The following is a 24,172-nucleotide window of genomic DNA, read 5'->3' as shown; positions in this document are numbered from 1 at the left end:
GAAAGCCCCGGTCCGCCAGCAGGCGGGCCGGGGCTTTTGCTTGCCCTCCACCTTTCACAGCCCACGCATAGCTGCGGCAGGCTTGCCGCACAGCAGCACTTACGAGTCTTGGATCTGCAGCCCACGTCCAGTGGGCCCACCAATTGTGCAGGTCAAGAGGAGAAATGTGAGCGTCCTTGCCCGAAGTGTAGGTAATGCCTTCCGCAACAAGATCAGAACGGCGGCGGTTGTTGCCGTCCTGGCCGTAGCCATCGGCCTGGCGTTGGCCATGCTCGTGGCCAACCAGGCCGTGGGTGCCAAGGTTCAGGAGCTCAATGCCTCCGTGGGCACCACCCTGACGGTGAATCCAGCTGGTGGCCAAGGCTTTGAAGGCGGCGGTGAACCACTCACGACGGCGGAGGCTGAGACTGCGGCTTCGGTCGCCAATGTGACATCGGTGGTTGGTACCAAGGCCCTTCGTCTGCAGACGGCGACCACGGCTACCACCGAAACCACGCAGCAGGCCGGCCCGGGCGGTGGCTTCGGTCCCGGCGGGCAGCAGGCGACGGTCAGCACCAACCTGACGGCCGCCGTCGACGCCGGTACGCTCGGCAACCGCAACGGGTCCACCGGAACAACAGGCAGCACCCAGCCAGCGCGCACGCTCCCAATCACCGCAACAGGCATCGGCGCCGAGGTAGACAGCACAGGCAAGGCCCTGGACATCACCAGCGGGACCGGCTTGGGAGACTACGCGGCGTCGGAGGCGAAGGCCCTTGTGGGCACGTCGTTGGCTGAGAAGAACAGCCTGACGGTTGGCTCCACGTTCACCATCCAGGACAAGACGTTCACCGTGGCGGGCATCTTCGACGCCGGGACCACTTTTGGCAACAACGCCGTCTACGTAACCCTCCCGGAGGCCCAAACACTGGCCGAAACCCCGGATGAACTCTCCACCATGATCGTGACGGTCAACAGCATGGAAAACGTGGACAGCACCAAGACCGCTGTCCAGGACGCTCTCGGCACGGACAAGGCCGATGTCACCCAGGGCCAGCGCAACCTCGAAACCGCTGTCAGCTCGCTGGACAGTGTCAAGAACATCTCGCTCATCGCTTTCATCGCGGCACTGGCCACTGCCGGGATCATCATTCTGCTCATCATGGTCATGCTGGTCCGCGAGCGCCGCCGCGAAATCGGTGTCCTGAAAGCCATCGGTGCCCGGAACCGTACCATCGGGTTGCAGTTCGTCCTTGAGTCGTTGGTCCTGGTGGCCCTTGGCAGTGTTGTGGGCGCCGTGATTGCTTCCCTGGCCAGCGGCGGCATCGCCTCCGCGCTCATCAGTTCGAACACCACAACGACGGCGGCCACCACCACCCAGCGTGGCGGCGGGCTCGCAGGTGCCATGCCTAACGGAGGCGTCCCGGGTGGCGGCATGGGCGGTGGCCAGGGCGGGCCGTTCGGTGGAGCCTCACAGTTGCTGACCTCCGTGACAGCGAGCGTCTCCCCCGGGGTCCTCGCGGCAGGTATCGCAGCCGTGTTCGCAGTAGCCATCATCGGCGCGTTGGTCCCGGCATTGCTGACCGCCCGCATCCGTCCCATCGAAGTACTCCGAGGAGAATAGCCGTGATTGTAGTCAAGGATCTGGTCCGTCAGTTCAAGTCCGGTGACCGGACCATCAAACCCGTCAACGGCGTGAATTTTGAGCTTGAAAAGGGCTCGCTGGCATCCATTGTGGGCAAGAGCGGCAGCGGCAAAAGCACACTGTTGTCCCTCCTGGGTGCGCTGGACAAACCCACCTCAGGGGACGTCGTCGTGGATGGCGTCAGCCTGGCCGGTCTGCCGGACGGCAAGCTGACCGAGTATCGCCGCCGGGACATCGGATTTGTTTTCCAGCAGTTCAACCTGATCCCCAACCTCAGCGCAGTGGACAACGTGATGCTGCCCATGGAGTTCGCCGGTGTCCGCAAAGCGGCCAGGCTGCAGCGGGCCAAAGAGCTTTTGGAGCAGGTGCAGTTGGACCCGGAGAAGCACTCACGCCGCACCAACCGATTGTCCGGCGGGGAGCAGCAGCGTGTGGCGATTGCCCGGGCTTTGGCCAACGAGCCCAAGCTGATCCTCGCCGATGAGCCCACCGGAAACCTGGATGAGCAAACCGGTGAGCACATCATTGAACTGTTGAGCTCCCTGAGCCGCGATCACAACACCACCATCCTGGTAGTCACGCACGACCGCAGCCTGGCCCGGAAAACCGAGCGTTGCTTCCGGCTTCAGCAGGGCAGGCTTACCGAGGAGGTCAGAACCGGATCGCGTCAATGACCTTGACACGCACCGCCACGAGCGCACGAATGGCTCCGGAGAGTGCGCCCACAAGGACGGCTGCGCCGAACCCCATCAGCGCGGCCTCGATGGGGAAGGCCGGGCTGTGTCGGACCCCGGCCTGCCCTCTTCTGCGCACCCGTTCCCGCCCGGCGCACCCCACGTTCCCCAGGGCGCACCCTTTTACGCCAGGCGCACCAGAGGTTACGGCAGCGAACGGCGCGAAAGGGTGCGCACCACGTCCCTGTAACCGCTAAGACCTGCCCGAAATGAGAGGATGAACGGCATGACACTTCCTATCGCCGTGCCGTGGCTCTTCACCCAGACCAACCAGGATCCCCGGGCCGCAACCGGTCGGCCGCTGCGGTGGGGAGTGGTGTCCACCGGCAACATTGCCAACAGTGTGTCTCAAGACTTGGCACTGCTTGAAGATGCGGAATTGTATGCAGTGAGCTCCCGCACCCAGGCGGCCGCAGATACGTTCGCCCGCGCGCTTGGCTTCACCAAAGGTTACGGGGACGACGGCGACGTACCCGGCTACCAGCGTCTGTTCGAGGATCCCGCCGTGGACGTGGTCTACGTAGCGACGCCGCATGCCCAACATTTTCAGATTGCCTCGGCCGCTTTGCGGGCAGGGAAGCACGTATTGTGCGAGAAAGCCCTCACCATCAACGCCCGCGAAGCCACCGAGCTGGTTAAGCTCGCCCGGGAGCAGAACGTGTTCTTCATGGAAGCCGTCTGGAGCCGTTTCCTGCCGAGCATGCAGCGTGCTTTTTCCATAGCTGCCTCCGGCGAACTCGGGCAAATCCAGTGGGTCAGCGCCGATCTCGGTTTCCCTGCACCCTACGATCCCGCCGCACGGATTTGGGCTCTGAACGACGGCGGCGGAGCGCTCCTGGACATCACCGTCTACCCGCTGCTGTGGGCGCTGGGTACACTGGGCTTCCCGCAGTCGGTCACCGCAATCGGCACGCTCAACGACGACGGCGTGGACAGCCAGAACGCCCTGACCCTCGGCTATGACACGGGTGCGCAGGCGCAGCTGACGTCCTCGCTGATGGCGCACGGACCCCGGACAGCCACGGTAGCCGGCGGCCTCGGTTTCCTGCAGGCTGTGGGTTCCGTGAACAACCCGCGCGAGCTGCTGATCCGGATTGGTTGGGACGAGCCGCGGCGCGAACAGTTTGACGTTGTAGGTATTGGCTACACGTACGAACTCCGTGAAGTGACCCGGTGCATCCACCAAGGCCTGACAGAAAGCCCGGTGATGCCGCTGGAGGACTCCATCAACGTCATGCGTCTCTTTGACGGCGTGCGGTCACAGCTTGGAATCCGGTACCCCAACGACGCGCGGTGAACTGACCTACGGGTGAATTGAGCACTCGCGGCTGCGTTGCGAGGCCCACTATGCGCCGTAAAACCCAGGGATACCCCGCAGAGGAGGCCTCGCAACGAAAGGCGAGTGCCGCCGTCGTAATTTAACCCAAGTGCGTTAACGGCCCTGGCGAGCTGGTTGCCGTGCCAGCTTGCGGTCAAGGGACAGCGCACCCGGCCCGAGGAAAACGAACGCTATGGAAATAGCGAAGTATACGATCAGGAGCTCGGCCGTGACACCGGACTTGTCAGTGAGCAAGGGTTTGCCCGCTTCGGTCACGAACCAGATCCCCGCGAACATGATCGCCGCCAGGAAACCAGCCACCCGGGTCAGGGCGCCGAGTACCAAGAGCAGGCCAAGGCCCAGTTCCCCGGCGATCACCAGCCACGCCACAACCTCGGGCTTCTGCACACCCATGGCAGCCACGGACGCGGCAAAGGCGGCTTGCCCGGCCAGGAACTTCTGGAAGCCATGGACCATGAGGAGCGCACCGAACACCACCCGCAGGATGGTGACGCCGCGGGAGGAAGACTTGGGAGACGGGTGAAGGAATTTCACGGATTCCAATCTGTCATGCCTTCGTCCCCACCGCCAACCCGTACCCGCCACCAACCCAACTGGGTCGCAGCTGAGCGCGTTTTGACGGCTCAAAACGCGCTCTGCTGCGACCTAGTTGGGTGAGTGGGGGCAGAATGGGAGGTGCCCCTCTTTCGGGGGGCACGTTTTTCAAGAGGGCCATTGTGGATGGAGCAGGCATGCAGGTTGACGTTGTAGTTGTTGGCGGAGGAGCCATGGGATCGGCGGCCGCTTGGCAACTGGCCCGGGCGGGTCGCTCAGTGGTCTTGTTGGAGCAGTTCGAGGCCGGCCACCACATCGGCGCTTCGCACGGCGCCACCCGCAACTTCAACACCGCCTACGCCGAGGCCGACTACCTGGACCTCCTCGCCGAGTCCAAGATCCTGTGGGACGAGCTGGCGGCAGAGCACGGCGCACCGCTTCTGGACATGGTGGGCCTCGTGAACCACGGAAACGTCCCCCGCCTTCAGGAGGTCCGGGAAGCCCACGAGGCACGCGGGATCGAAAGCTACTTCATCTCCCCCGACGAAGCCGCAAACCGGTGGCTGGGCATGAACTTCGCCACCGACGTCCTCTTTGTTCCAGGCTCCGGCCGGATCCGTTCGGCCGACGCCTTGGTGGCGCTACGGAAATCAGCGGAAGCACACGGTGCTGTCTTTAAATACTCGACGCCGGTCCATGACATCCGGATCGACGGCGGCGAATCCGTGGTGGTAGTGACCGAGGAGACCGAATACACCGCCAGCCGCGTGGTGGTCACGGCAGGTGCATGGACCAACAAGCTGGTCAGCAAGCACGTGAAACTGCCCGCCTTGGTGGTGACGCAGGAGCAACCGGCCCACTTCACTCCCAGGGACAACACGCTGGTGTGGCCGAGCTTCAACCACAGCCCGGACCCGGATCCGAACAACGAAGCCTACGAGTACTGGTATAGCCCCGTCTACGGCATGCTCACTCCCGGCGAAGGCGTCAAGGCCGGCTGGCACGGCGTCGGCCCGGTCATGGATCCGGACGAGCGCACGTTCGAGCCCATCCCCCACCAGATGGAAGCGTTGGTGCGGTACGCCGAAGAGTGGCTTCCCGGCGTCGACCCCTCCACCGCGGTTCCCATCAGCTGCACTTACACCACCACGCCCAACGAGGACTTTGTGCTGGACCGTTTCGGTCCGCTGGTGGTGGGCGCAGGCTTCTCGGGTCACGGCTTCAAGTTCACGCCCGCTATCGGCCGGGTGCTGAAGGACATCGTCGACGGCGGCTTGGCACCTGAGCGGTTCCGCGCGGACCGCTAGGAGTTTTTGTACAGATAATGCCCCCAAGACCGCGTCTTGGGGGCATTAGCTGTACAAAAACTCGGAGCTCGGGCGCCCGTGAAAGGCACCCGAGCTCGAGGGACTACTTCAGGGTCGCGAGGACCTTGTTGAACGTAACCGACGGGCGCATGATCTCTGCGGCCTTGGCGGCGTCCGGACGGTAGTAGCCGCCGAGGTCGACGCCGGTACCCTGGACTGCAGCCAGCTCGCCGGCGATTGCCTCTTCGTTGGAGGTCAGGGCGTCCGCGATTGCCGCGAAGTCCTTGGCCAACTCGGCGTCTTCGGTCTGCTTTGCCAGTTCCTGTGCCCAGTACGTGGCCAGGTAGAAGTGGCTTCCACGGTTGTCCAGCTCGCCAACGCTGCGGCGCGGGGACTTGTTCTCCAGCAGGAACGTACCCGTGGCGCGGTCCAGCGTGTCGGCCAGGACCTGTGCGCGGGCGTTGCCGGTGGTGGTGGCAAGGTGCTCGAAGCTGACGGCAAGGGCAAGGAACTCGCCCAGGCTGTCCCAGCGGAGGTGATTTTCCTTGACCAGCTGCTGGACGTGCTTGGGAGCGGAGCCACCGGCGCCGGTCTCGAACAGGCCGCCACCGTTGATCAGCGGAACGATGGAGAGCATCTTGGCGCTGGTGCCGAGCTCGAGGATCGGGAACAGGTCCGTGAGGTAGTCGCGGAGGACGTTACCGGTGACGGAGATGGTGTCCTCGCCCTTGCGGATGCGCTCCAGGGTGAAGGCCGTGGCCTCAACCGGGGAAAGGATTTTAATTTCCAGGCCCTCGGTGTCGTGTTCCTTGAGGTACTCGTTGACCTTGGCGATCAGGTTGGCGTCGTGGGCGCGGGTCTCGTCCAGCCAGAACACGGCCGGGGTCTGGGAAGCGCGGGCACGGGTGACGGCCAGCTTGACCCAGTCGCGGACCGGGACATCCTTGGTCTGGCATGCGCGCCAGATGTCGCCCGGGAAGACCTGGTGTTCGGTCAGGACGTTGCCCTTGCTGTCCACGAGCTGGACGGTGCCGGCTGCCTGGATTTCGAAGGTTTTGTCGTGGCTGCCGTATTCTTCGGCTGCCTGTGCCATGAGGCCCACGTTGGGAACGGTGCCCATGGTGGTGGGGTCGAACGCACCGTTGGCGCGGCAGTCGTCCAGGACAACCTGGTAGATGCCGGCGTAGGAGCTGTCCGGGATGACGGCCAGGGTGTCGGCTTCCTTACCGTCCGGGCCCCACATGTGGCCGGAGGAACGGATCATGGCCGGCATGGAGGCATCAACAATGATGTCCGACGGAACGTGCAGGCTGGTGATGCCCTTGTCCGAGTCCACCATGGCCAGTGCGGGACCGTCTTCGAGGCCCTTGGTGATGGCTGCCTTGACGCCTTCGCGGACGTCCTCCGGCAGGTCTTCCAAGCCGCTGAGGATCGCAGCGAGGCCGTTGTTCGGGCTGATGCCTGCGGCTGCGAGCTGCTTGCCGTAGGTCTCGAACAGCTCGGAGAAGTAAGCCTTGACCACGTGGCCGAAGATGATGGGGTCAGAGACCTTCATCATGGTGGCCTTGAGGTGTGCCGAGAAGAGGACGCCCTCTTCCTTGGCGCGGGCAACCTGTGCCTTGAGGAACTCGTCCAGGGCGTCGGCGCGGAGCACGGTGGCGTCCACAACTTCGCCGGCCAGGACGGGGAAGTCCTTCTTGAGGACCTTGGTGGTGCCGTCTTCACGGACCAGCTGAATGGTCAGGGAATCGTCAGCCTTGAGGACAACGGACTTCTCGTTGGAGCGGAAGTCGTTCTCACCCATGGTGGCAACGTTGGTCTTGGACTCCGGGGTCCAGGCGCCCATGGAGTGCGGGTTCTGGCGGGCGTAGTTCTTCACCGACAGGGGCGCGCGGCGGTCCGAGTTGCCTTCGCGCAGGACCGGGTTCACGGCGGAACCCTTGATCTTGTCGTAACGCGAGCGGATGTCCGTCTCGGTGTCCGAGGAGGGGTTGTCCGGGTAGTCCGGCAGGGCGAAGCCCTGGGCCTGGAGCTCGGCGATGGCAGCCTTGAGCTGCGGCACGGAGGCGCTGATGTTGGGCAGCTTGATGATGTTGGCTTCCGGCTGCTTTGCCAGTTCACCAAGTTCAGCAAGGGCGTTGCCCGTGCGCTGTTCTTCTGTCAGGAAATCACCGAAGACGGCGATGATGCGGCCGGCCAGCGAGATGTCGCGGGTCTCCACCTCTACCCCTGCGGTGGAGGCGTACGCTTCCACGATCGGCAGGAATGAGTACGTTGCCAGCATCGGCGCTTCGTCTGTGTGGGTATAGATAATCTTGGCCATTGGCGGGGTTCTCCCTGAAAGTCTGCAGATTTCAACATCTCCTAACTTACCCGAGTAGACCGTTTTGACGGCTCTTCGTGTCCGGGATCACTCTCCGCATTACCGTCCGGGAAAGCGATTTACGCTCGACGGCGGCCTGACCGTCGCTGCCGCCCGCCGCCGTCGTACGCCCCCCTCCAGCAGCTCAACAAGAAGTGACAGCAAAATATCACAAAATGTGAAACATCTCTTTACAAACTTGTCATACGTTGGGTACCTTCAATCTCGTCAGTCGGCGGTCGCCATCACTGGCCGCCTCACTCCCTCGATAGGTAGGAACAACGTGACAAAAACCAAGACCCTGGCCACAAGCCTGCTGAGTCTGTCCGCTGCCGCAATCCTGGCGCTGGTTGGAACCACCAGCGCCAACGCGGCACCGGTCAACACTACAGACTCCGGCAGCGCTGCGGTCAGCAGCCATGTAGTGTCCGACGCCGGCGCTGCAGACTACTGGACCCCGGAACGCATGAAGAATGCCAAGTCCGGCGAAATCCTTGCCGCGAAAGCCCTCGAACGCGGCAAGCTCCTCAACCTCGGCAAAGCCCGGGTCACCGAAGCCCCGGGCGCCATCAGCAGCATCGCAGGCCAGCATGCCTCTGCTGATTCCAAGGTCATCGACCGCAAAGTCAATCAGAGCGAAACCCCGGTCAAGCACATCGGCAAGATCTTCTTCACCCTGGGCGGCTCCAACTACGTCTGCTCAGGCAACTCCGTCACCGCGGCCAACAAGAGCACCGTCTCCACCGCCGGACACTGCCTCAACGAAGGCCCCGGCGCCTACGCCACCAACTTCGTCTTCGTCCCCGCCTACCTCAACGGTGCAGCACCTTACGGGAAGTGGACGGCAAAGGCGCTGTACGCCCCCACCCAGTGGGCCTCCAACGGCAACATGCAGTACGACACCGCATTCGCCGTCATGAACACCCTCAACGGCCAGCGCCTCGCCGACGTCGTCGGTTCCTCCGGCGTCCAGTTCAACGCCGCCCGCGGCCTGAGCTACAAGGCCTTCGGATACCCGGCCGGCTCGCCCTTCAACGGTGAATCGCTCAAGAGCTGCTCCGGCAAGGCCACCAACGATCCCTACAACCCGCAGTTCAACAGCCAGGGAATCCCCTGCAACATGACCGGTGGATCCTCGGGCGGCCCCTGGTTCATCGGCACCAGCTCCACCGGCTACCAGAACTCCGTGAACAGCTACGGATACGGCAGCAACTCCACCACCATGTACGGACCGTACTGGGGCACCGTGATCCAGTCCACCTACAACACTGCTGCAGCGGCTTCGTAGCGGACTCTCTAATGTAGGCACGTCCCTGTTAACTACGACGGCGGCCGTCCCCTTCCGGGGGCGGCCGCCGTTGCGTTGGGCTTCTTGGGCCCTAGCGGGTTCCTCTTCTAGTGGAAGAAGTGGCGTGCACCGGTGAAGTACATGGTGATGCCGGCAGCGTTGGCTGCGGCGATGACTTCCTCGTCACGAACGGAACCGCCCGGCTGGACCACGGCGCGGACACCGGCGTCGATCAGGATCTGCAGGCCGTCGGCGAACGGGAAGAACGCGTCCGAGGAAGCAACGGCACCGCGCGCACGCTCAGGTGCGTCGCTCGCGTCGGCGTTGGACGCACCGCCAGCACCGTCGACGTCGGACTCCACCGTCACGCCCAGCGTGTTGGCGCGCTCGACGGCCAGGCGGCAGGAGTCCAGGCGGTTGACCTGGCCCATGCCGATGCCCACGGCGGCACCGTGGTTGGCGATCAAGATGGCGTTGGACTTTGCCGCGCGGCAAGCGGTCCAGGCGAAAGCCAGGTCCGCAAGGGTTGCTTCGTCGGCGGCTTCGCCGGCAGCGAGGGTCCAGTTGGCGGGGTTGTCGCCGTCGGCGTCCACCTTGTCGCTCATCTGGACCAGGACGCCGCCGGAGACCTGGCGCATCTCGGACGGGTAGCGGCCGTAGCCCTCGGGCAGTGCGAGGAGGCGGATGTTCTTCTTCTTGGAGAGGATCTCCACGGCTTCCGGCTCGAAGTCCGGGGCGATGACAACCTCGGTGAAGATGTCGGCAACCGTGCGGGCCATGCCTGCGGTGACGGTTCGGTTCGCAGCAATCACGCCACCAAATGCGGAGACGGGGTCGCAGGCGTGGGCCTTGGCGTGGGCGTCCGCGATCGGATCGGCAGCGTCTGCGGAACCGACGGCCACACCGCACGGGTTGGCGTGCTTGATGATCGCGACCGCGGGCTCGGCGAAGTCGAAAGCAGCGCGGAGGGCGGCATCGGCGTCAACGAAGTTGTTGTAGCTCATGGCCTTACCGTGCAGCTGGTCTGCCTGGGCGATGCCTGCCGGGGCGGCCTTGTCCACGTAGAGTGCGGCCTGCTGATGCGGGTTTTCGCCGTAGCGAAGGACCTCGGAGCGTTCCAGGGACAGGCCGGCGTAGGCGGGCCAGTCGATGATGCCGTCGCCGTCTTCGTCCAGGAACTGGCTGGCCGTCCAGGAAGCCACAGCGTTGTCGTAGCTGGCCGTGTGAGCGAACGCCTTGGCGGCCAGGCGGCGACGGGTGTTCAGGTCGAACCCGCCGTGTGCAGCGGCGTCGACTACTGCGCCGTAGAAGTTGGGATCCGTGACGATGGCGACGGCGGCGTGGTTCTTCGCAGCCGAACGCACCATGGCGGGGCCTCCGATGTCGATCTGCTCAACCACGTCATCCTGGGCTGCGCCGGACTTCACGGTCTCCACGAACGGGTAAAGGTTCACCACCACGAGGTCGAAGGTTTCGATCTCCATGCCGGCCAGGGTGTCCATGTGCGCCGGGACGCGACGGTCAGCCAGGATGCCGCCGTGAACACGCGGGTGCAGGGTTTTGACGCGGCCATCCAGCATTTCCGGGGAGCCGGTGACTTCTTCCACTTCCTTGACCGGGATGCCGGCGGCGGCGATCTTCTTGGCGGTGGAGCCGGTGGAAACAATGGCGACGCCGGCTGCGTGCAGGCCCTTCGCGAGCTCCTCCAGTCCCGTCTTGTCGTAAACCGAGATCAGTGCACGGCGGATGGGAACACGGTCAAGCTGCGTCAAGCTCACAAAAGTCTCCGTCTTAGTTCGCGTAGATGTCGCGGGTGGATTCGCGGGTGTGGGGATACGGAGAGTTTATCGTGTTTCGTTGCTGCCCCGGTTTTGCGTCGTTTCTGCCCTGCGTTGCAAGGCCCACCATGCGTGCCACCTCCCGCTCGCGGGAGGCACACCCGGCCCCACAAAAACACCCCCTACATTGCGAGGCCCACTCTGCGTCCCACCAAGGGCGCGAAAGGCGCACACCAGGCCCCACAAAAACACCCCCTACATTGCGAGGCCCACTCTGCGTGCCACCAAGGGCGCGAAAGGCGCACACCAGGCCCCACAAAAACACCCCCTACATTGCGAGGCCCACTCTGCGTGCCACCAAGGGCGCGAAAGGCGCACACCAGGCCCCACAACTCAGGGCAGACAAGACATTACGACGACGGCCCACGCCACCCGCGCGACACCAACGCATCGCGTATCTTACGTTCGGCATGAGCCCACCCGCCCTTCATCTGGACATCGGAGAATTTCAGGACGATCCACCCCAACGCGCGAAGCCTATCGTCACGTTCGATGTCCTTCCCCCACTGCACAGGGTCGGAGCGGTGATGGTCGCCCTCATATTCCATGGCAATTTTGTACTCCTTGTATTGGAGATCGGGCGTCGATATGTATCTCCCGCGCTCGTCGAAGATCGGCGCGGTAACCGCTGGCTCCGGCAGCCCGGCATCGACGATTTTCAGGCGTAGCCTCGACTCCTGCGGAGAATCAACCCCCAACCTCAGCAACGGTAAAATCTCCCGGGCCATTCTGATTCCCTTGACCTTGGGGCGTCTATTGATGACTTCCTGGATCGCCTCAAGCGAGGACAGGGGATTCTCCCGTGCCAACAGAAAATCCCCGGCAGCCACAAGCGACGACCTTCCCATGTGCCTGGCCAGATCCACCCATGTCCATTCCGGCGACGTCAATTGAACTCCGTTCAACATACGAACGTCCCGAGCAAGCAGTGGAGCCCGATGCCCGATTACGCCCCGACGCTTGACCCTCCCGATCTCTTGCCGTCGGGTCACATGGATTAGCCCGCTCCTGCCCTCTTCCTCGAGATAGATGGGGAGCGGCATGGACCACAACAGCGCTGCAGTGACATGGCTGACTGCACAGCGCTGTGTCACAGCGGTATGAAGTCGGCCCAGCAATGCGAGGTCCAATTCGCTTGCTCTTGCCAAGCGAATGCCACGACTCGGCGTCACAAGGTCTTTCGTCTGGAGTCGCCAGCGCGGCACTCCGGCAGCATAGGCATCGGCGACGAGAAAGCCCCTAGTGTCTACATTCGAGGGCAAAGGAGTGAGATTCCGCATGGATTCATGCTTGCCGGAAACGATGGCTCGCATTCGGTTATCCACAGAAATCGCCCTTCGGGGGGCTCTTGACTGTTCCTCCACACCCCTTGTGAGGCCCACTCTGCGGCCCAAACCACCAACCACACACGCAAAGCAGGCCCCGCAACCCAAAGCCCACCCCTTGTGAGGCCCACTCTGCACCCTAAACCCACGCCATACCCTGCAGAACGGGCCTCACAACAGCGAGCCCACCCGTTGCGAGGCCCACTCTGCACGCTAAACCCACGCCATACCCTGCAGAACGTGCCTCACAACATAGGGTTGAGCCATGGAAGCCACCGGGGTTGTTCTTGTTGCCGATGTTGGGAAGAGCCGTTGCCGCGTGGAGTTGCGCAGCGGCAATGAGTTGCTGGGCGCAGCCGACCAGCACGGCTTCCCCGGCGTGCACGTGGACAACGGCCCCACCCTGGCGTTCGACCTCCTCCTCGAAACGATCAGCCAACTCCCACCCGGCCTCCCCATCAGCACGTTGACAGGAATCGGCGCCGCGGTTGCCGGCGTCGAAGCTTCCGCGGAGAAATCCCGGGAACTCGCCACCATGTTGGCCCAAAGATTCAGTGTTCCCGCGGCTGTCCTCTCCGACGCGACGGCCGCCCAACTCGGTGCTTTCCAGGGAGCTCCGGGCACCACCCTGATTGTGGGCACCGGCGCCGTAGCTTTCCGTTTTGACGAATCCGGTGTCCTGCACCGGGCCGATGGCTGGGGGCCCTATCTTGGCGATCGCGGCAGCGGGCGATGGATCGGCCAGCAAGGTCTGCAGGCAGTTCTTGAAGCGCACGACGGCGGCCCCGCCACGTCGTTGACGGCTGCGGCCGGCGCCCTGGTCGAGTCGCCGGACATGCTCCCGGGCTGGCTCGCTGCCACCGAAAACCCTTACCGGGCGATGGCCCGGTTCGCGCCGCTGGTTCTGCACGCAGCGGAGGCCGGTGACGCCGTCGCGCATGACATCATCGGCGAGGCGTGCCGGATCCTGACCCGCACCGTGAAACTCGCATCCGGCGCCGACAACGGCAGCACACCGCGGGTGGCCATGCTGGGCGGAGTGGTGGGCTCGGACTTCTTTGCCGCGCTCTTGCGGAAGTCCCTCGCTTCGGCTGGGATTGAGGTGGTGGCCCCGCTCGGCGAAGGCTTGGACGGTGCTGCCCTCGCTGCGACGCGCCGCGGGCTCATCCAGGAAAGGTACATCCACCGTGACGGAACAAACTGGCCCAACTGACGACAAACTTGCGGGCCTGCGCACGGAACTCGCCGGATTACAGACCGAAGCCACCGCCGAGGGCCTGGAAAACCTGGACATCCTGGGCACCGAAGAACTCGTTTCCGCGATGCTCGCCCACAGTGCAGGAGTACACGGGGCCGTCGAGGCCGCGGGCCCGGCAATCGTTCAAACGGTCGACGCCGTTGCGGAGCGACTCCAGCGCGGCGGTCGCCTTTTGTACGTGGGAGCAGGAACGGCTGGACGGTTGGGTGTGCTCGACGCCAGCGAGTGCCCGCCGACGTTCGGCACCCCGCCGGGACTCGTCGTCGGACTCATCGCCGGCGGTGTGGAGGCGATCCAAAAACCGGTGGAGTACGCCGAGGACAACGCAACTGCCGGCGCGCGGGACTTGCACGATATCAACGTGACTGAAGCTGACGCCGTCGTGGGTATTACGGCCTCGGGCCGGACGCCGTATGTGATCGGGGCGCTGGAAGAAGCACGGAAGCGCGGGGCGTTTACGGCGTCGCTGGCGTGCAACAAGGGCTCGGCCGTGAGTCATCTGGCCGATGCAGCCATTGAGGTTGTGGTGGGTCCGGAGTTCATCGCGGGCTCCACCAGGCTGAACTCCGGCACGGCCCAGAAACTTGTCCTCAACATGATCAGCACCTTGGTGATGGTGAAGCTCGGCAAGACGTACGGGAACCTCATGGTGGACCTGCGTGCCACGAACGAGAAATTGCTGGCCCGCTCCCAGAGGACCGTCCAGCACGCAACCGGCGTTTCTGCTGAGGAGGCGGCTGCTGCTTTGGATTCTGTTGGCGGTTCGGTGAAGGCAGCTATTTTGGTACTTCTGACAGGCATCGACGCTGGTCAGGCCAAGGGTGCATTGGAAGAAGCCGGTGGTTTCCTGCGGAGGGCCATCGAGAACCGGAAGTAACGCGGACGGCGGTGCCCGCCCCAGCGCATAAAGTTGCATGCAGGAGGGCAAATGAATACATACACAGCCGTGCCCAGCGGCGAACAAGTTGTGCAGGAACTGCCGTGGCGGTGGAAAGTCCAAGGGCGGATTTTCCTGATCGGCGGGCTCGGGTTCATGTTCGATGCCTGGGATGTCACGCTCAACGGCATCCTGATCCCTCTGCTGTCCAAGCACTGGTCCTTGCAACCGGCTGACGCCGCGTGGATCGGTACGGCCAACCTGATCGGCATGGCTGTGGGCGCGTTCGCGTGGGGAACCATTGCGGACACCATTGGGCGCAAGAAAGCCTTCACGGCCACCCTCCTGATTTTCAGCATCTTCACGGTTCTGGGTGCTTTCGCCCCGGACATCGTGTGGTTCTGCATCTTCCGCTTCATGGCCGGCTTCGGCTTGGGCGGCTGCATCCCCGTGGATTATGCGCTGGTGGGTGAGTTCACGCCGCGCAAGCAACGGGGCAAGGTGCTCACGGCCATGGACGGCTGGTGGCCTGTTGGCGCAGCGCTGTGCGGTTTCATTTCCGCCGGGCTGGTTGCTGCCTTTGGCGACTGGCGGCTCACCATGCTGATCATGGTGCTGCCCGCGTTGTTGGTCTTCTGGGTTCGCCGATCTGTTCCTGAGTCGCCGCTGTTCCTGATTCGGGCGGGCCGCCGTGCCGAAGCTGCGGCGGTGATCGATGGTCTGGTGGAGGCAACCGGCGCTTCACCGCGGGCGTACAGCTTGCCCGAACCGCAGGCGGCACCCCGGCTCTCCCCCGGCAGCGCTTGGGCCCAGTTGCGCGGGATCTGGCAGTTCAACTGGAAGATCACCACCGCGGCTTGGGCGTTGTTCTTCAGCATCCTGTTGGTCTATTACTTGTCGCTCACGTGGATGCCCCGCATTCTCATTGGCGCCGGATTCGAGGAGTACAAGGCGTTCGTCACGACGGCGAGCATGGCCGCCGTCGGACTTCTGGGCGTGGTGGTAGCGGCGCTCCTGGTGGAACGTGTGGGCCGCAAATGGATCCTGGCCATCACCGGTCCCCTGTCCGCTCTGACGCTGGTGATCGTGGCCTTTGTGGTGGACGTGCCCTCGGCTGCCGTGTTCTGGCTGCTGGTGTTCGGGTTCGTGGTCCAGGTGGCCATTCCGGTGCTTTACGCCTACGTCTCCGAGCTGTACCCGACGGAACTTCGCGGCTCTGGCTTCGGCTGGGCTTCGACGTTCTCCCGCATTGGCGCCGGGTTCGGCCCCTTGGTGTTCGCCTCGTTCTTCTGGCCGGAGTTCGGGTTGGCGCAGTCGTTCGCGATGGCTGGTGGGCTGGTGCTGCTGTCCGTGCTGTGGATGGCGTTCTTCGCCCCCGAGACGAAGCAGCGCGTCCTCGAATAACCCGCTCCCAGCTGGGGGCGGTGCGCTACTTGGCGGCGGCGAGATCTGCGAGGGTCTGGACCAGCAGGCGGCGCTCCACTACCTTGATGCGCTCGTGCAGGGATTCCTCGGAGTCCTCGGGAAGAACAGTGACGGCTTCCTGGGCAATGATGGGGCCGGTGTCCACTCCGGCGTCGGCCCAATGAACTGTGCAGCCGGTGACTTTCACGCCGTACGCGATGGCGTCGCGCACTCCGTGGGCGCCGGGGAATGAGGGCAGCAGCGCGGGGTGTGTGTTGACGTATTTGCCGCCGAAGGCATCGATGAAGTCGGCGCTGACGATCCTCATGAAACCGGAGGAAACCACCACGTCCGGCTTGTAGGACAGGACTTTGTCGCGCAGGGCTGTATCCCATTCGGCGCGGGTTTCGAACGAGTTGAAGTTGACCACAAAGGTCTCAATTCCGGCTTCGTCGGAGCGCTCCACGCCATACGTGTCGGGGCGGTCAGCGCCCACAGCGGCGATCTCGACATCCAGTTCACCCGACTTCACGGCGTCGATGACAGCCTGAAGATTTGAACCGGTACCGGAGACGAGGACAACAATGCGCATTGCACTAGCTTATGGGCGGCTCGCGTAGGCTGGAAAACATGAATCCCGACGTCGGTTCCAAGCCGAACCAACAACCCCGCTCCGAGGCCGAGAAATCTGCCCTTGGCGTGAGCCAGAACCTCTTCCGTGCCTTCCTCTTGGCGGCTTTGGGTGCGTTCTTCGTGTTCTCCCTGAACGTGGATTACGTGTGGTTGAGCGCCATCCTGACGCTTGCGGCGTTGGTGTTGGGCGTTGTGGTGTTGGTGCGGACGCTCAAGCACAAGCATCCGAAACTGATGCTGTTCGGAACAATTTCGGGCCTGGTTGTCACGGCAGTCATGTGCCTGCTGATCCTGACGTCCGCGCTGTTCTTCAACCAAGTCAGCACGTACCAGGACTGCTCACGCAGTGCGCTGACGGAATCCGCCAAGACGCAGTGCCTGACCCAGCTGGAGAACTCGATGCCGGGGCCGTTACGTTAAGAACCCCGGCGCTACTGAGCGGACCCGCTCAGGCGTGTTCGTCGTCGTACGCTGCTTCGTCCAGGTTCGCTTCGCGCTGCTTCTGGCTGCGTTCCAGCCACGGCCCCACTGCGTAGCCAATCACGACGCCGATGCCCACTTCGGCGGCCAGCCAGACTGCCATCCACAACGGGTGGGGTCCGATTTCCGTGAGCCGTCCGACGCCCGCCGAACCGCGGGCGATCCAAGCCAACGCCCCACCCAGGAGCCCCGCGACAGCGCCGACAAAGGCGCCCAGGAAAAGGGTGGAAACGGTGGCGGTGAACCAGCGGGCTTTGATCTTGATGGAGAGCCACTCGTCAAAATGGTTCTCGCCTTCGCGCAGGAACCACCAACCCGCCAAGATCCCGGCCACCACCGGCAGCGCCAGGGCCATGGCTCCGGCGTCGAACTGTCCGGCGGGAAGGGCACCGAGAACCGGGACGGCCGGAAGAGGTCCGACGGCGGTGCCCAGCGGACCCGCTGTTGAACCGACGCCGAGCGAGAAGCCAGCGCCGGTGGACCAGGACAGCGCGAAAATGACGAGATTGGGCAGGTACCCGAGCTGCGCGATGGTGAGCACCGCACCGCCCAAGGCACCGGCTTTCAGACCTTCGTAGACGGCAATGATGTCCGTCCAATGCCACACAAGAGTCACGGCCAAGAGCAGCGCGGCCAAGCAAACAGCGGCCATGGCAGCTACGAAGCCTGCCTTCAATGCCGAACCCACATAGGAGCCCGCCCACCGGGAATGCTGGCTGGTCTTCGCGAGCCAAGCGACGGCGTCGACGCCGATCAGCCGGCTCCACGAGCCTGCCTCGCGCCGGGCGCCCACGATCATGCCCAAGCCAAAGGAGATCAGCGGGATGGTCATGGCGAACCAAAGGTTGATGACAACTTCCGGGGTACGGCACACGAAACCGGTGGCCGTCCCGAAAGACGCGTACACCACGAACGCGCCAAGGAACGCCTGCCACAACTGGTCTGTGTACGAGGCCCGGGCAAGTCGACGGCCTGCACGCCATGCAAGCAGGAACGGAATGAGCGTCAGACCAAGGGGAATGAGGGACAACAGCCCGGAGCCGGGTTGGGCCGCGGTGCCGAGGTTGACGTGCGCCAGCTCCAGCGGAACACCGTGGATCAGCAGCCAGGCTTGGCCCGCCAATCGTGCCAGGGAGTCCACGTTCCGGTCCTGGAACCCGTCGGTGGCCCACACCCCCACCAAGGGAAGGATCACAACAATGGCAGAAATGAACGCCGCCTGAGCCGCTTCCAAACCACCCTGTAGCCAAAGGGGCATCGGGAGGCCACGGTTTCCGGTCTGATCAGCGCGCAGTTTCATCGTGATCTATCGTGCCACGGTACGCCGCGCTCCCCCGGCAGGCTCCCCTGAAATACCGCGAATTCCAGCGCTTTTTCCAGAGGGCGGCCGTAAAATGGGAGGTGTTCTCCCGGGGACGGAGCCCTCAAAGACCACCTCAGCTCTTCCCCGCCCTGCACAGACTTTGAAAGGCCCGGAAACAATCGAAGCCGGGAACTAGGAGCGGCCAATGGATAGGTGTCACAACTCATAACAGAAAGTCGTACTAGCAGCTGGTGCAGCCGCCTTGGATTTCGTTCCCTAGGCTGCACCAGCCTTCTTTTGTTTCTAACCCCTCGCACACACCTGGCTAGAGCTGTGGCCCGTAGATGAACTCCTTGGCGTGGTTGACGGCCTTCTTGAAGGCGTCGTTGCGGAGTGTCACCTGCTCGCGGCTGGCTCCCGCACTGGGTTCCAGGAACGTCGTTGGTCCTGGGCGGAGCATCCAGATATCCCCGGCCGGCGGGAGGTAGAAGACGCCGAACGAGCGGTGCTCGGGATCGTCAGTCCAGATGGGGACCACGGCCACGGCAGCGCCGGTGTCCGGGTTGATCCATTGAGCGCGGGGCATGGGTTGTTCGTGGACTTCGGGGTCCAGGAACGGTGCCGTCCCTCTCCCCCAGCGTTTCTCGAACCGCTCGTAGAACGCGGGAATGATGTGGCCGTCGTAGGGACGCCAAGCGCTCATGGATTACTCCTGGGTGATCTCAGATTGCGGGGTGAAGGATCCCAACGTGACGGTCCGAACGACAGTGGGGACTGCTCGCGTTGGGGAGCCGTGGATCCGGACCGGTGGAAGCGCACTTTTACGGGCGTCCCGCCCGTACCGCCGGGTGTTCTGCGCGCACGATCGTAAGCCGCCCGCTTCCCTGGGTCCGACAAAACGACGTACGCCTGCATGATGGCGTGCAGTTCCTGAAGGTCGGCCGCGGAGGTGGTGTCGCCGTCGTCGACCCTTTGGCGTGTGTCCGGGTGGTGAGTCCGCAGCAGTGCACGGTAGGCGCGGGTGATCTCACGGGCCGTCGCGTCCGGCGACACGTGAAGCGTGGCGTAGTGGTCAGGTTGGGTGCTCACCTGCTGCTCCGATTCCTGCTGCGGACTGGGAGATGGCCCCCGGCGTGGGCCGGGGGCCATCAACTCGGGAGACGACGGGCGGGGGTCGCTTTCATGTGCGCTAAAAAACGCTGTGACGTGGCGCGAAGCCTGCGCCCAACTATTCCGATGCGGCCGCCTCCGTTGTTCCCGGCTGTCGCCCTGCCGGTCGGCTACCCCCGGGTGAGCCTTCCGGCAGGGCGGACGGGTTTAGGCGTTGATTTCCTGCCTCTGCCCATTGGATTGGATCTCGATGCGCCGCGGCTTGGCCTTCTCGGCTACGGGGATGCGGAGTGTGAGCACCCCTGCGTCGTAGCTTGCCTGGACGCCGTCGGTATCCAAGGTGTCACCGAGGATGAGTTGGCGGCTGAAGACGCCTTGGGGGCGTTCGGCGGCGATCATCTCGGTGTTCTCGCCTGCGGGCGACTTGCGTTCGGCCTTGACGGTGAGGACATTGCGCTCGACGTCGAGGTCAACGGTCTGCGGATCCACCCCTGGCAGATCGAAGGCAACAACGAATTGTCCGTCCTCCTGCCATGCGTCCATCGGCATTCCGGCCGGGCGTGCTGTTGTGCCAAAAACCTGTTGGGCGAGCCTGTCGAAATCGCGGAACGGGTCAGTGCGCATCAGCATGTGGTTCTCACTCCTTTGGTCTTGATGCTGATTCTGTTGTTCGTACCAGCCTGTTGGATCTGTATTGGTTGGTATAGATTTTTTATAGCACCAGTGACAAAGTAGATGCAAGCGGTTTTCCGGAAGATTTTTGGAGGTTCTTGATGGCAGCTTCGGATGGTGAGACTGCCGCTGAAGAGTACGACGGCGGTCTGGCGGCTTCCGGTGCGGACGGCACCTCTGGTGGCGGCTCGGACTCGCGCGGCGTCTACGCGATCTCGGTGGCGGCGGAGCTGGTTGGCACCGGGCAGCAGAACATCCGGCAGTACGAGCGCAAAGGCCTGCTCACCCCCGACCGGACCGACGGCGGCACTCGCCGGTACAGCGAAAGCGACCTTGCGACGCTGCGACGGATCGGGGTGTTGCTGGATGAGGGGCTCAACCTGGCCGGGGTGAAACTAGTGCTGGAGCTGGAGGCCGAGAACCGTGGGCTGTCGGAGGACAACCGGGGGTTGGTGGAGCATAACCGTGGGCTGACGGAGCACAACGAGGAGCTGCGGGCGGACAACCGCGGGTTGCGGAAGGATCTGAAGAGGGCGCGGGGGACTACCGGCGTCGACGAGTAACTTGCAGTCTGTTAGGCGCCACGCACAGCAATGGCCACCCCGAAACGGAGTGGCCATTGCTAAACGTGCTGCTGAGCTCTATTTGTCGCAGCCCCAGCCATCACCGTCTTTATCAAGGTGACGTCCATAACCTGGCTGGCTGCTATGAATCGGCGCCGCCCCTGCATTTCGGACGGCTGTGCAGTTCTGGTAGTAGACAGCTGCGGGCGGAGCCTCAACAGGCGGTGCCTCCACAACCGGCGGGGCCACAGGAGCCACGGGAGCCGGTTGCGCCTCAACCACGGGCGGGGCCGGCGGAGCCACCGGCGCCACCACGACTGGCGGCGCCTCCACTACCGGAGCCACTGGCGCAACCAAGGGAACCGGCGCCTGCGTCGGAGTGGGTGTCGGGGTGGGCGTCTCATCAGTGAGATGTTTGACCCCCAGCTTTATGGTCGACCCCTCGGCCACATTGGTCTTACCGACAGGATCTTCGCTGACCACCTGCCAGTTCTTCTTGACGATGATTGATTTGTCATCGTTTACATCTTTGGCTTCGGCCTTGAGTCCAAGAGCCTTGAGCTGATCGGTGGCCTTGTCGAGGGTTAGCCCGACGACGTCCGGCACCTCGACAGTTCGCTCAGCCACGGCAGACGCCGCCGCCGTCGCCGGCGTTTGACTTGAGGCCTGTTTTGTCGCGCAGCCCGTGAGCATAAGACCGGTGAGCACAACTAGTGCGAGTGTTCTTTTCAAAATGTCCCCTTTTTGAAGCGAGTCCGGGCATGCGGGAAGGGCGAACTTGCCAGATACTTCCCGAGGATTCGCTAAGAGTTCAAGATACCAGCGTGGTCGATGCAACTATTGTTCCGCCCAAGTATTACAAGCTTGCGCCGAGCAACCCAACCCACCTGTTAACCAACTCTTCCCCCACAAGCCACCCGTTCGAACCCGCCCCGCCAACCGCCGCGACCACCGTTGGAGGCGTGAGGATCGCAATCGTCGCCGAATCATTCCTGCCACTGATGAATGGGGTAACCCACTCCATACTGCGGGTGCTGGAGCATCTTCAGGAGCGCGGGGATGAGGTGATGGTGATCGCGCCGTCGACGTCGGACACTGATGTTTCGAGCGTCGAGAAGGGTGCGTACGTGCACCGGCTGCCTTCTGTGCCGCTGGCCGGTTACACGAATGTGCGGGTTGCGTTGGGTGGTGTGAATCGGGTCAAGCGAATCCTTGCCGATTTCTCCCCCGACGTCGTTCATCTCGCTTCTCCTTTCGTCCTCGGCTGGCGCGCCGTGCAGGCCGCCCATCAGCTGGGCATCCCCACCGTGGCGATCTACCAAACGGAAGTTCCCAGCTACGCCGCCCGCTATGGCGTGCCGTTCCTGGAGAACTGGGCCTGGAACCGCGTGGATAACATCCACCTCCTGGCAACCCGAACCCTGGTGCCGTCAACGTTCGCGCTGAACCAGTTGCGCGGGCGCGGCATCCTGCGCGTGAACATGTGGCGTCGTGGTGTGGATACCGCGCGCTTCAACCCCAAGAAACGCTCGACGGCGTGGCGCAGCTCAGTAGCGCCCGACGGTCACCGGATCATCGGCTACGTGGGCCGGCTCGCTGTCGAGAAGCAGGTCGAGGACCTCGCAGTGCTCGCGGACCTGCCGAACACGAAACTTGTCATCGTTGGTGACGGTCCCCAGAAAGAAGCACTGCAAGCCGCGCTCCCCGACGCCCACTTCGCAGGTTTCCTCGGCGGAGAGGGACTGGCGCAGGCCGTCGCAGGTTTCGACCTCTTCGTCCACCCCGGCGAGTTCGAAACGTTCTGCCAAACCATCCAGGAAGCCATGGCATCGGGCGTTCCCGTGGTGGCGACTGGCCGTGGCGGCCCCTTGGACCTCGTGGAGAACTCACGCACCGGCTGGCTCTACGAGCCCGGGAACCTCACCCAGCTGCGCGGCTACGTGCAGGACTTGATCGGCGACGACGCCAAGCGCCGCGCATTCGCAACGGCAGCTACCGCTTCGGTTCAAGGCAGGACGTGGCCTGTTCTCAGCGCGGACCTGGTGCGTCACTACGACGAAGTCATTTCCGGTGTGCCCAGCGGAACGTCCGGGCCCAGCGAGTTCACCTCAAGCAAAGGACCCTCCTCATGAAGATCTCCGTGATCGGCTGCGGCTACCTCGGCGCAGTCCACGCTGCGACGCTCGCTTCGATGGGCCACACTGTGGTGGGCATCGACGTCGACTCTTCCAAGGTTGAGCAGCTCAACAAGGCGATTGCCCCGTTCCATGAACCCGGTTTGGACGAGCTCCTCAAGGACGGCCGTACCACGGGCCGCCTCGTGTTCACCACTGATTTCGCTGCAGCCGCAGATTCCCAGGTGCACTTCCTTTGCGTCGGTACCCCGCAGTCCAAGACCTCTGACACCGCGGATCTCTCCTACCTGATGGGCGCTACGAGGAGCCTCCTGCCGCACCTGCCTAAGGGTGCCGCCGTCGTCGGTAAATCAACGGTGCCGGTTGGCACGGTGGAGACGCTCCGCGCGATCCTGGCCCGTCGCTCGGACGTGCTGCTCGGCTGGAACCCGGAGTTCCTTCGGCAGGGCACGGCAGTGAAGGATTCGTTGGTGCCCGATCGTCTGGTTTACGGCGTCCCGGGCGGCAAGGGTGCCGCTGCCGGCGCCCCGGTTACTGCGGTGCTGGATGCGGTCTACGAACCTCTAATCAGCGCCGGCATCCCGCGGTTGGTCTGCAATTTCGCGACGGCGGAACTCATCAAATCGGCGTCGAACGCCTTCTTGGCCACGAAGGTCAGCTTCATCAACGCGATGGCAGAACTGTGCGACGCGTCCGGCGCTGACGTGAGCGAGCTCAGCGAGGCGATGGGCCTGGATCCGCGCATCGGCAACCGCTACCTGCACGCCGGACTCGGGTTCGGCGGCGGCTGCCTGCCCAAGGACATCAGGTCCTTCCGCGCACAGGCGCGCGATCTTTCCGTGCCGTCCGTGGATGCGTGGATGGGCTTGGTTGACTCGGTGAACCTGAACCAGCGCTCCCGCGCCGTTGAGGTGGCACGCGAGATGTGCCGTGGTTTCCTGTCCGGCCGGACGGTGACCATCCTTGGTGCGGCGTTCAAACCCGACACCGACGACATCCGTGACTCCCCCGCCCTGGACGTCGCCCAGCAACTAGCCGATGCCGGCGCGCACGTTACCGTCACCGACCCCAAGGCCATCAACAACGCCTGGATCCGCTACCCTCAAATCCGTTTCGAGGCCTCCACCAAACGTGCCCTGGAAGGCGCCGAGCTGGTGCTGCTGCTCACCGAATGGGACGAATACGTTTCGCTGTCGCCTTCAGTTACGGGGTCACTCGTACGACGCCGAATGGTGCTGGATGCTCGGAACGTACTGGACGCTGAGGCCTGGCGGCGTGCGGGGTGGACGATCCGAGGGCTGGGGACGGGCGCTTCAGTTATTGGTGCGGAGGGCGGCGCTGCCAAGCATGCGGACAGGAAGAAGCACGCCGCGGCTAAGTCATAGC

22 protein-coding genes are annotated in these 24,172 nt (G+C 63.7%); 12 read left to right on the top strand and 10 right to left on the bottom strand.

The window, feature by feature from the left end; genetic code table 11:
- Positions 1-166 precede the first annotated feature (166 nt).
- The 3 genes from LDN70_RS05985 to LDN70_RS05975 all read left to right on the top strand — a co-directional run bounded on the left by LDN70_RS05985 (position 167) and on the right by LDN70_RS05975 (position 3,655).
- Positions 167-1,603, top strand: a complete 1,437-nt coding sequence (locus LDN70_RS05985; protein ID WP_223942051.1) for an ABC transporter permease — start codon at positions 167-169, stop codon at positions 1,601-1,603.
- Positions 1,604-1,605: 2 nt separating this feature from the next.
- Positions 1,606-2,298: an ABC transporter ATP-binding protein gene (locus tag LDN70_RS05980; RefSeq protein WP_166841475.1), complete on the top strand. Its 693-nt coding sequence runs from the start codon at positions 1,606-1,608 to the stop codon at positions 2,296-2,298.
- A gap of 286 nt (positions 2,299-2,584) precedes the next feature.
- Positions 2,585-3,655 carry a Gfo/Idh/MocA family protein gene (locus LDN70_RS05975; protein ID WP_166841476.1) on the top strand — a complete coding sequence of 357 codons (1,071 nt, stop codon included), beginning with the start codon at positions 2,585-2,587 and terminating at the stop codon, positions 3,653-3,655.
- Between the two features lie 135 nt (positions 3,656-3,790).
- On the opposite strand, the gene LDN70_RS05970 is transcribed toward LDN70_RS05975, so the two are convergent.
- Entirely contained in the window at positions 3,791-4,231 is a 441-nt protein-coding gene (locus LDN70_RS05970; RefSeq protein ID WP_223942050.1) for a DoxX family protein, read from the bottom strand.
- Positions 4,232-4,428: 197 nt separating this feature from the next.
- On the opposite strand from LDN70_RS05970, the gene LDN70_RS05965 reads away from it, so the two are divergent.
- Complete coding sequence (locus LDN70_RS05965; protein ID WP_142939954.1) at positions 4,429-5,538, top strand: FAD-dependent oxidoreductase; 1,110 nt, start codon at positions 4,429-4,431, stop codon at positions 5,536-5,538.
- A gap of 103 nt (positions 5,539-5,641) precedes the next feature.
- Here the strand turns inward: LDN70_RS05965 and LDN70_RS05960 are convergent, their stop codons facing one another.
- Complete coding sequence (locus LDN70_RS05960; protein ID WP_223942049.1) at positions 5,642-7,861, bottom strand: NADP-dependent isocitrate dehydrogenase; 2,220 nt, start codon at positions 7,859-7,861, stop codon at positions 5,642-5,644.
- Positions 7,862-8,078: 217 nt separating this feature from the next.
- On the opposite strand from LDN70_RS05960, the gene LDN70_RS05955 reads away from it, so the two are divergent.
- Positions 8,079-9,188: a trypsin-like serine peptidase gene (locus LDN70_RS05955; RefSeq protein ID WP_223942048.1), complete on the top strand. Its 1,110-nt coding sequence runs from the start codon at positions 8,079-8,081 to the stop codon at positions 9,186-9,188.
- Positions 9,189-9,295: 107 nt separating this feature from the next.
- On the opposite strand, the gene purH is transcribed toward LDN70_RS05955, so the two are convergent.
- Complete coding sequence (purH, locus tag LDN70_RS05950; protein WP_223942047.1) at positions 9,296-10,966, bottom strand: bifunctional phosphoribosylaminoimidazolecarboxamide formyltransferase/IMP cyclohydrolase; 1,671 nt, start codon at positions 10,964-10,966, stop codon at positions 9,296-9,298.
- Between the two features lie 410 nt (positions 10,967-11,376).
- A complete protein-coding gene (locus tag LDN70_RS05945; protein ID WP_223942046.1) occupies positions 11,377-11,916 on the bottom strand; it encodes an endonuclease domain-containing protein in 540 nt (179 codons plus the stop codon).
- Between the two features lie 700 nt (positions 11,917-12,616).
- Between LDN70_RS05945 and LDN70_RS05940 the strand changes: the two genes are divergently transcribed.
- The 3 genes from LDN70_RS05940 to LDN70_RS05930 are packed head-to-tail and all read left to right on the top strand — an operon-like array spanning position 12,617 to position 15,890.
- Complete coding sequence (locus tag LDN70_RS05940) at positions 12,617-13,564, top strand: N-acetylglucosamine kinase (RefSeq protein WP_223942045.1); 948 nt, start codon at positions 12,617-12,619, stop codon at positions 13,562-13,564.
- Complete coding sequence (gene murQ, locus LDN70_RS05935; RefSeq protein ID WP_223942044.1) at positions 13,539-14,486, top strand: N-acetylmuramic acid 6-phosphate etherase; 948 nt, start codon at positions 13,539-13,541, stop codon at positions 14,484-14,486. The genes LDN70_RS05940 and murQ overlap by 26 nt, the downstream gene beginning before the upstream one ends.
- Positions 14,487-14,537: 51 nt before the next feature.
- A complete protein-coding gene (locus tag LDN70_RS05930; protein ID WP_142939961.1) occupies positions 14,538-15,890 on the top strand; it encodes an MFS transporter in 1,353 nt (450 codons plus the stop codon).
- A 25-nt stretch (positions 15,891-15,915) separates the two neighbouring features.
- On the opposite strand, the gene purN is transcribed toward LDN70_RS05930, so the two are convergent.
- Complete coding sequence (purN, locus tag LDN70_RS05925) at positions 15,916-16,482, bottom strand: phosphoribosylglycinamide formyltransferase (RefSeq protein WP_223942043.1); 567 nt, start codon at positions 16,480-16,482, stop codon at positions 15,916-15,918.
- Between the two features lie 11 nt (positions 16,483-16,493).
- Here purN and LDN70_RS05920 point away from each other — a divergent pair, with 11 nt between their 5' ends.
- The gene (locus LDN70_RS05920) at positions 16,494-16,943 is read left to right on the top strand and encodes a hypothetical protein (protein WP_142939963.1); all 450 of its coding nucleotides are present in this window, start codon (positions 16,494-16,496) and stop codon (positions 16,941-16,943) included.
- A gap of 28 nt (positions 16,944-16,971) precedes the next feature.
- Here the strand turns inward: LDN70_RS05920 and LDN70_RS05915 are convergent, their stop codons facing one another.
- From LDN70_RS05915 to LDN70_RS05900, 4 genes are all read right to left on the bottom strand, one after another.
- Positions 16,972-18,303, bottom strand: a complete 1,332-nt coding sequence (locus LDN70_RS05915) for a cell division protein PerM (protein ID WP_223942042.1) — start codon at positions 18,301-18,303, stop codon at positions 16,972-16,974.
- A 328-nt stretch (positions 18,304-18,631) separates the two neighbouring features.
- Positions 18,632-19,009 (bottom strand): hypothetical protein, encoded by a 378-nt coding sequence (locus tag LDN70_RS05910; RefSeq protein WP_142939965.1) that lies wholly within the window; start codon positions 19,007-19,009, stop codon positions 18,632-18,634.
- The gene (locus LDN70_RS05905; protein ID WP_166841488.1) at positions 19,006-19,395 is read right to left on the bottom strand and encodes a J domain-containing protein; all 390 of its coding nucleotides are present in this window, start codon (positions 19,393-19,395) and stop codon (positions 19,006-19,008) included. The genes LDN70_RS05910 and LDN70_RS05905 overlap by 4 nt, the downstream gene beginning before the upstream one ends.
- Positions 19,396-19,623: 228 nt before the next feature.
- Positions 19,624-20,046, bottom strand: a complete 423-nt coding sequence (locus LDN70_RS05900; protein ID WP_142939967.1) for an Hsp20/alpha crystallin family protein — start codon at positions 20,044-20,046, stop codon at positions 19,624-19,626.
- Positions 20,047-20,189: 143 nt separating this feature from the next.
- On the opposite strand from LDN70_RS05900, the gene LDN70_RS05895 reads away from it, so the two are divergent.
- A complete protein-coding gene (locus LDN70_RS05895) occupies positions 20,190-20,651 on the top strand; it encodes a MerR family transcriptional regulator (protein WP_223942041.1) in 462 nt (153 codons plus the stop codon).
- 78 nt (positions 20,652-20,729) lie between these two features.
- On the opposite strand, the gene LDN70_RS05890 is transcribed toward LDN70_RS05895, so the two are convergent.
- Positions 20,730-21,278 (bottom strand): excalibur calcium-binding domain-containing protein, encoded by a 549-nt coding sequence (locus LDN70_RS05890; protein WP_223942040.1) that lies wholly within the window; start codon positions 21,276-21,278, stop codon positions 20,730-20,732.
- A gap of 335 nt (positions 21,279-21,613) precedes the next feature.
- Between LDN70_RS05890 and LDN70_RS05885 the strand changes: the two genes are divergently transcribed.
- A complete protein-coding gene (locus tag LDN70_RS05885; protein WP_223942603.1) occupies positions 21,614-22,783 on the top strand; it encodes a glycosyltransferase family 4 protein in 1,170 nt (389 codons plus the stop codon).
- On the top strand, positions 22,780-24,171 hold the full coding sequence (locus LDN70_RS05880) for a UDP-glucose dehydrogenase family protein (RefSeq protein WP_223942039.1): 1,392 nt from the start codon (positions 22,780-22,782) through the stop codon (positions 24,169-24,171). Before LDN70_RS05885 ends, LDN70_RS05880 begins: the two co-directional genes overlap by 4 nt.
- Position 24,172 lies beyond the last annotated feature (1 nt).

It is taken from the genome of Arthrobacter sp. StoSoilB22 (genome assembly GCF_019977315.1).
Lineage (GTDB): Bacteria > Actinomycetota > Actinomycetes > Actinomycetales > Micrococcaceae > Arthrobacter.
The sequence above is the reverse complement of the archived record's forward strand: the minus strand, read 5'-3'. Positions and strand labels throughout refer to the sequence as shown.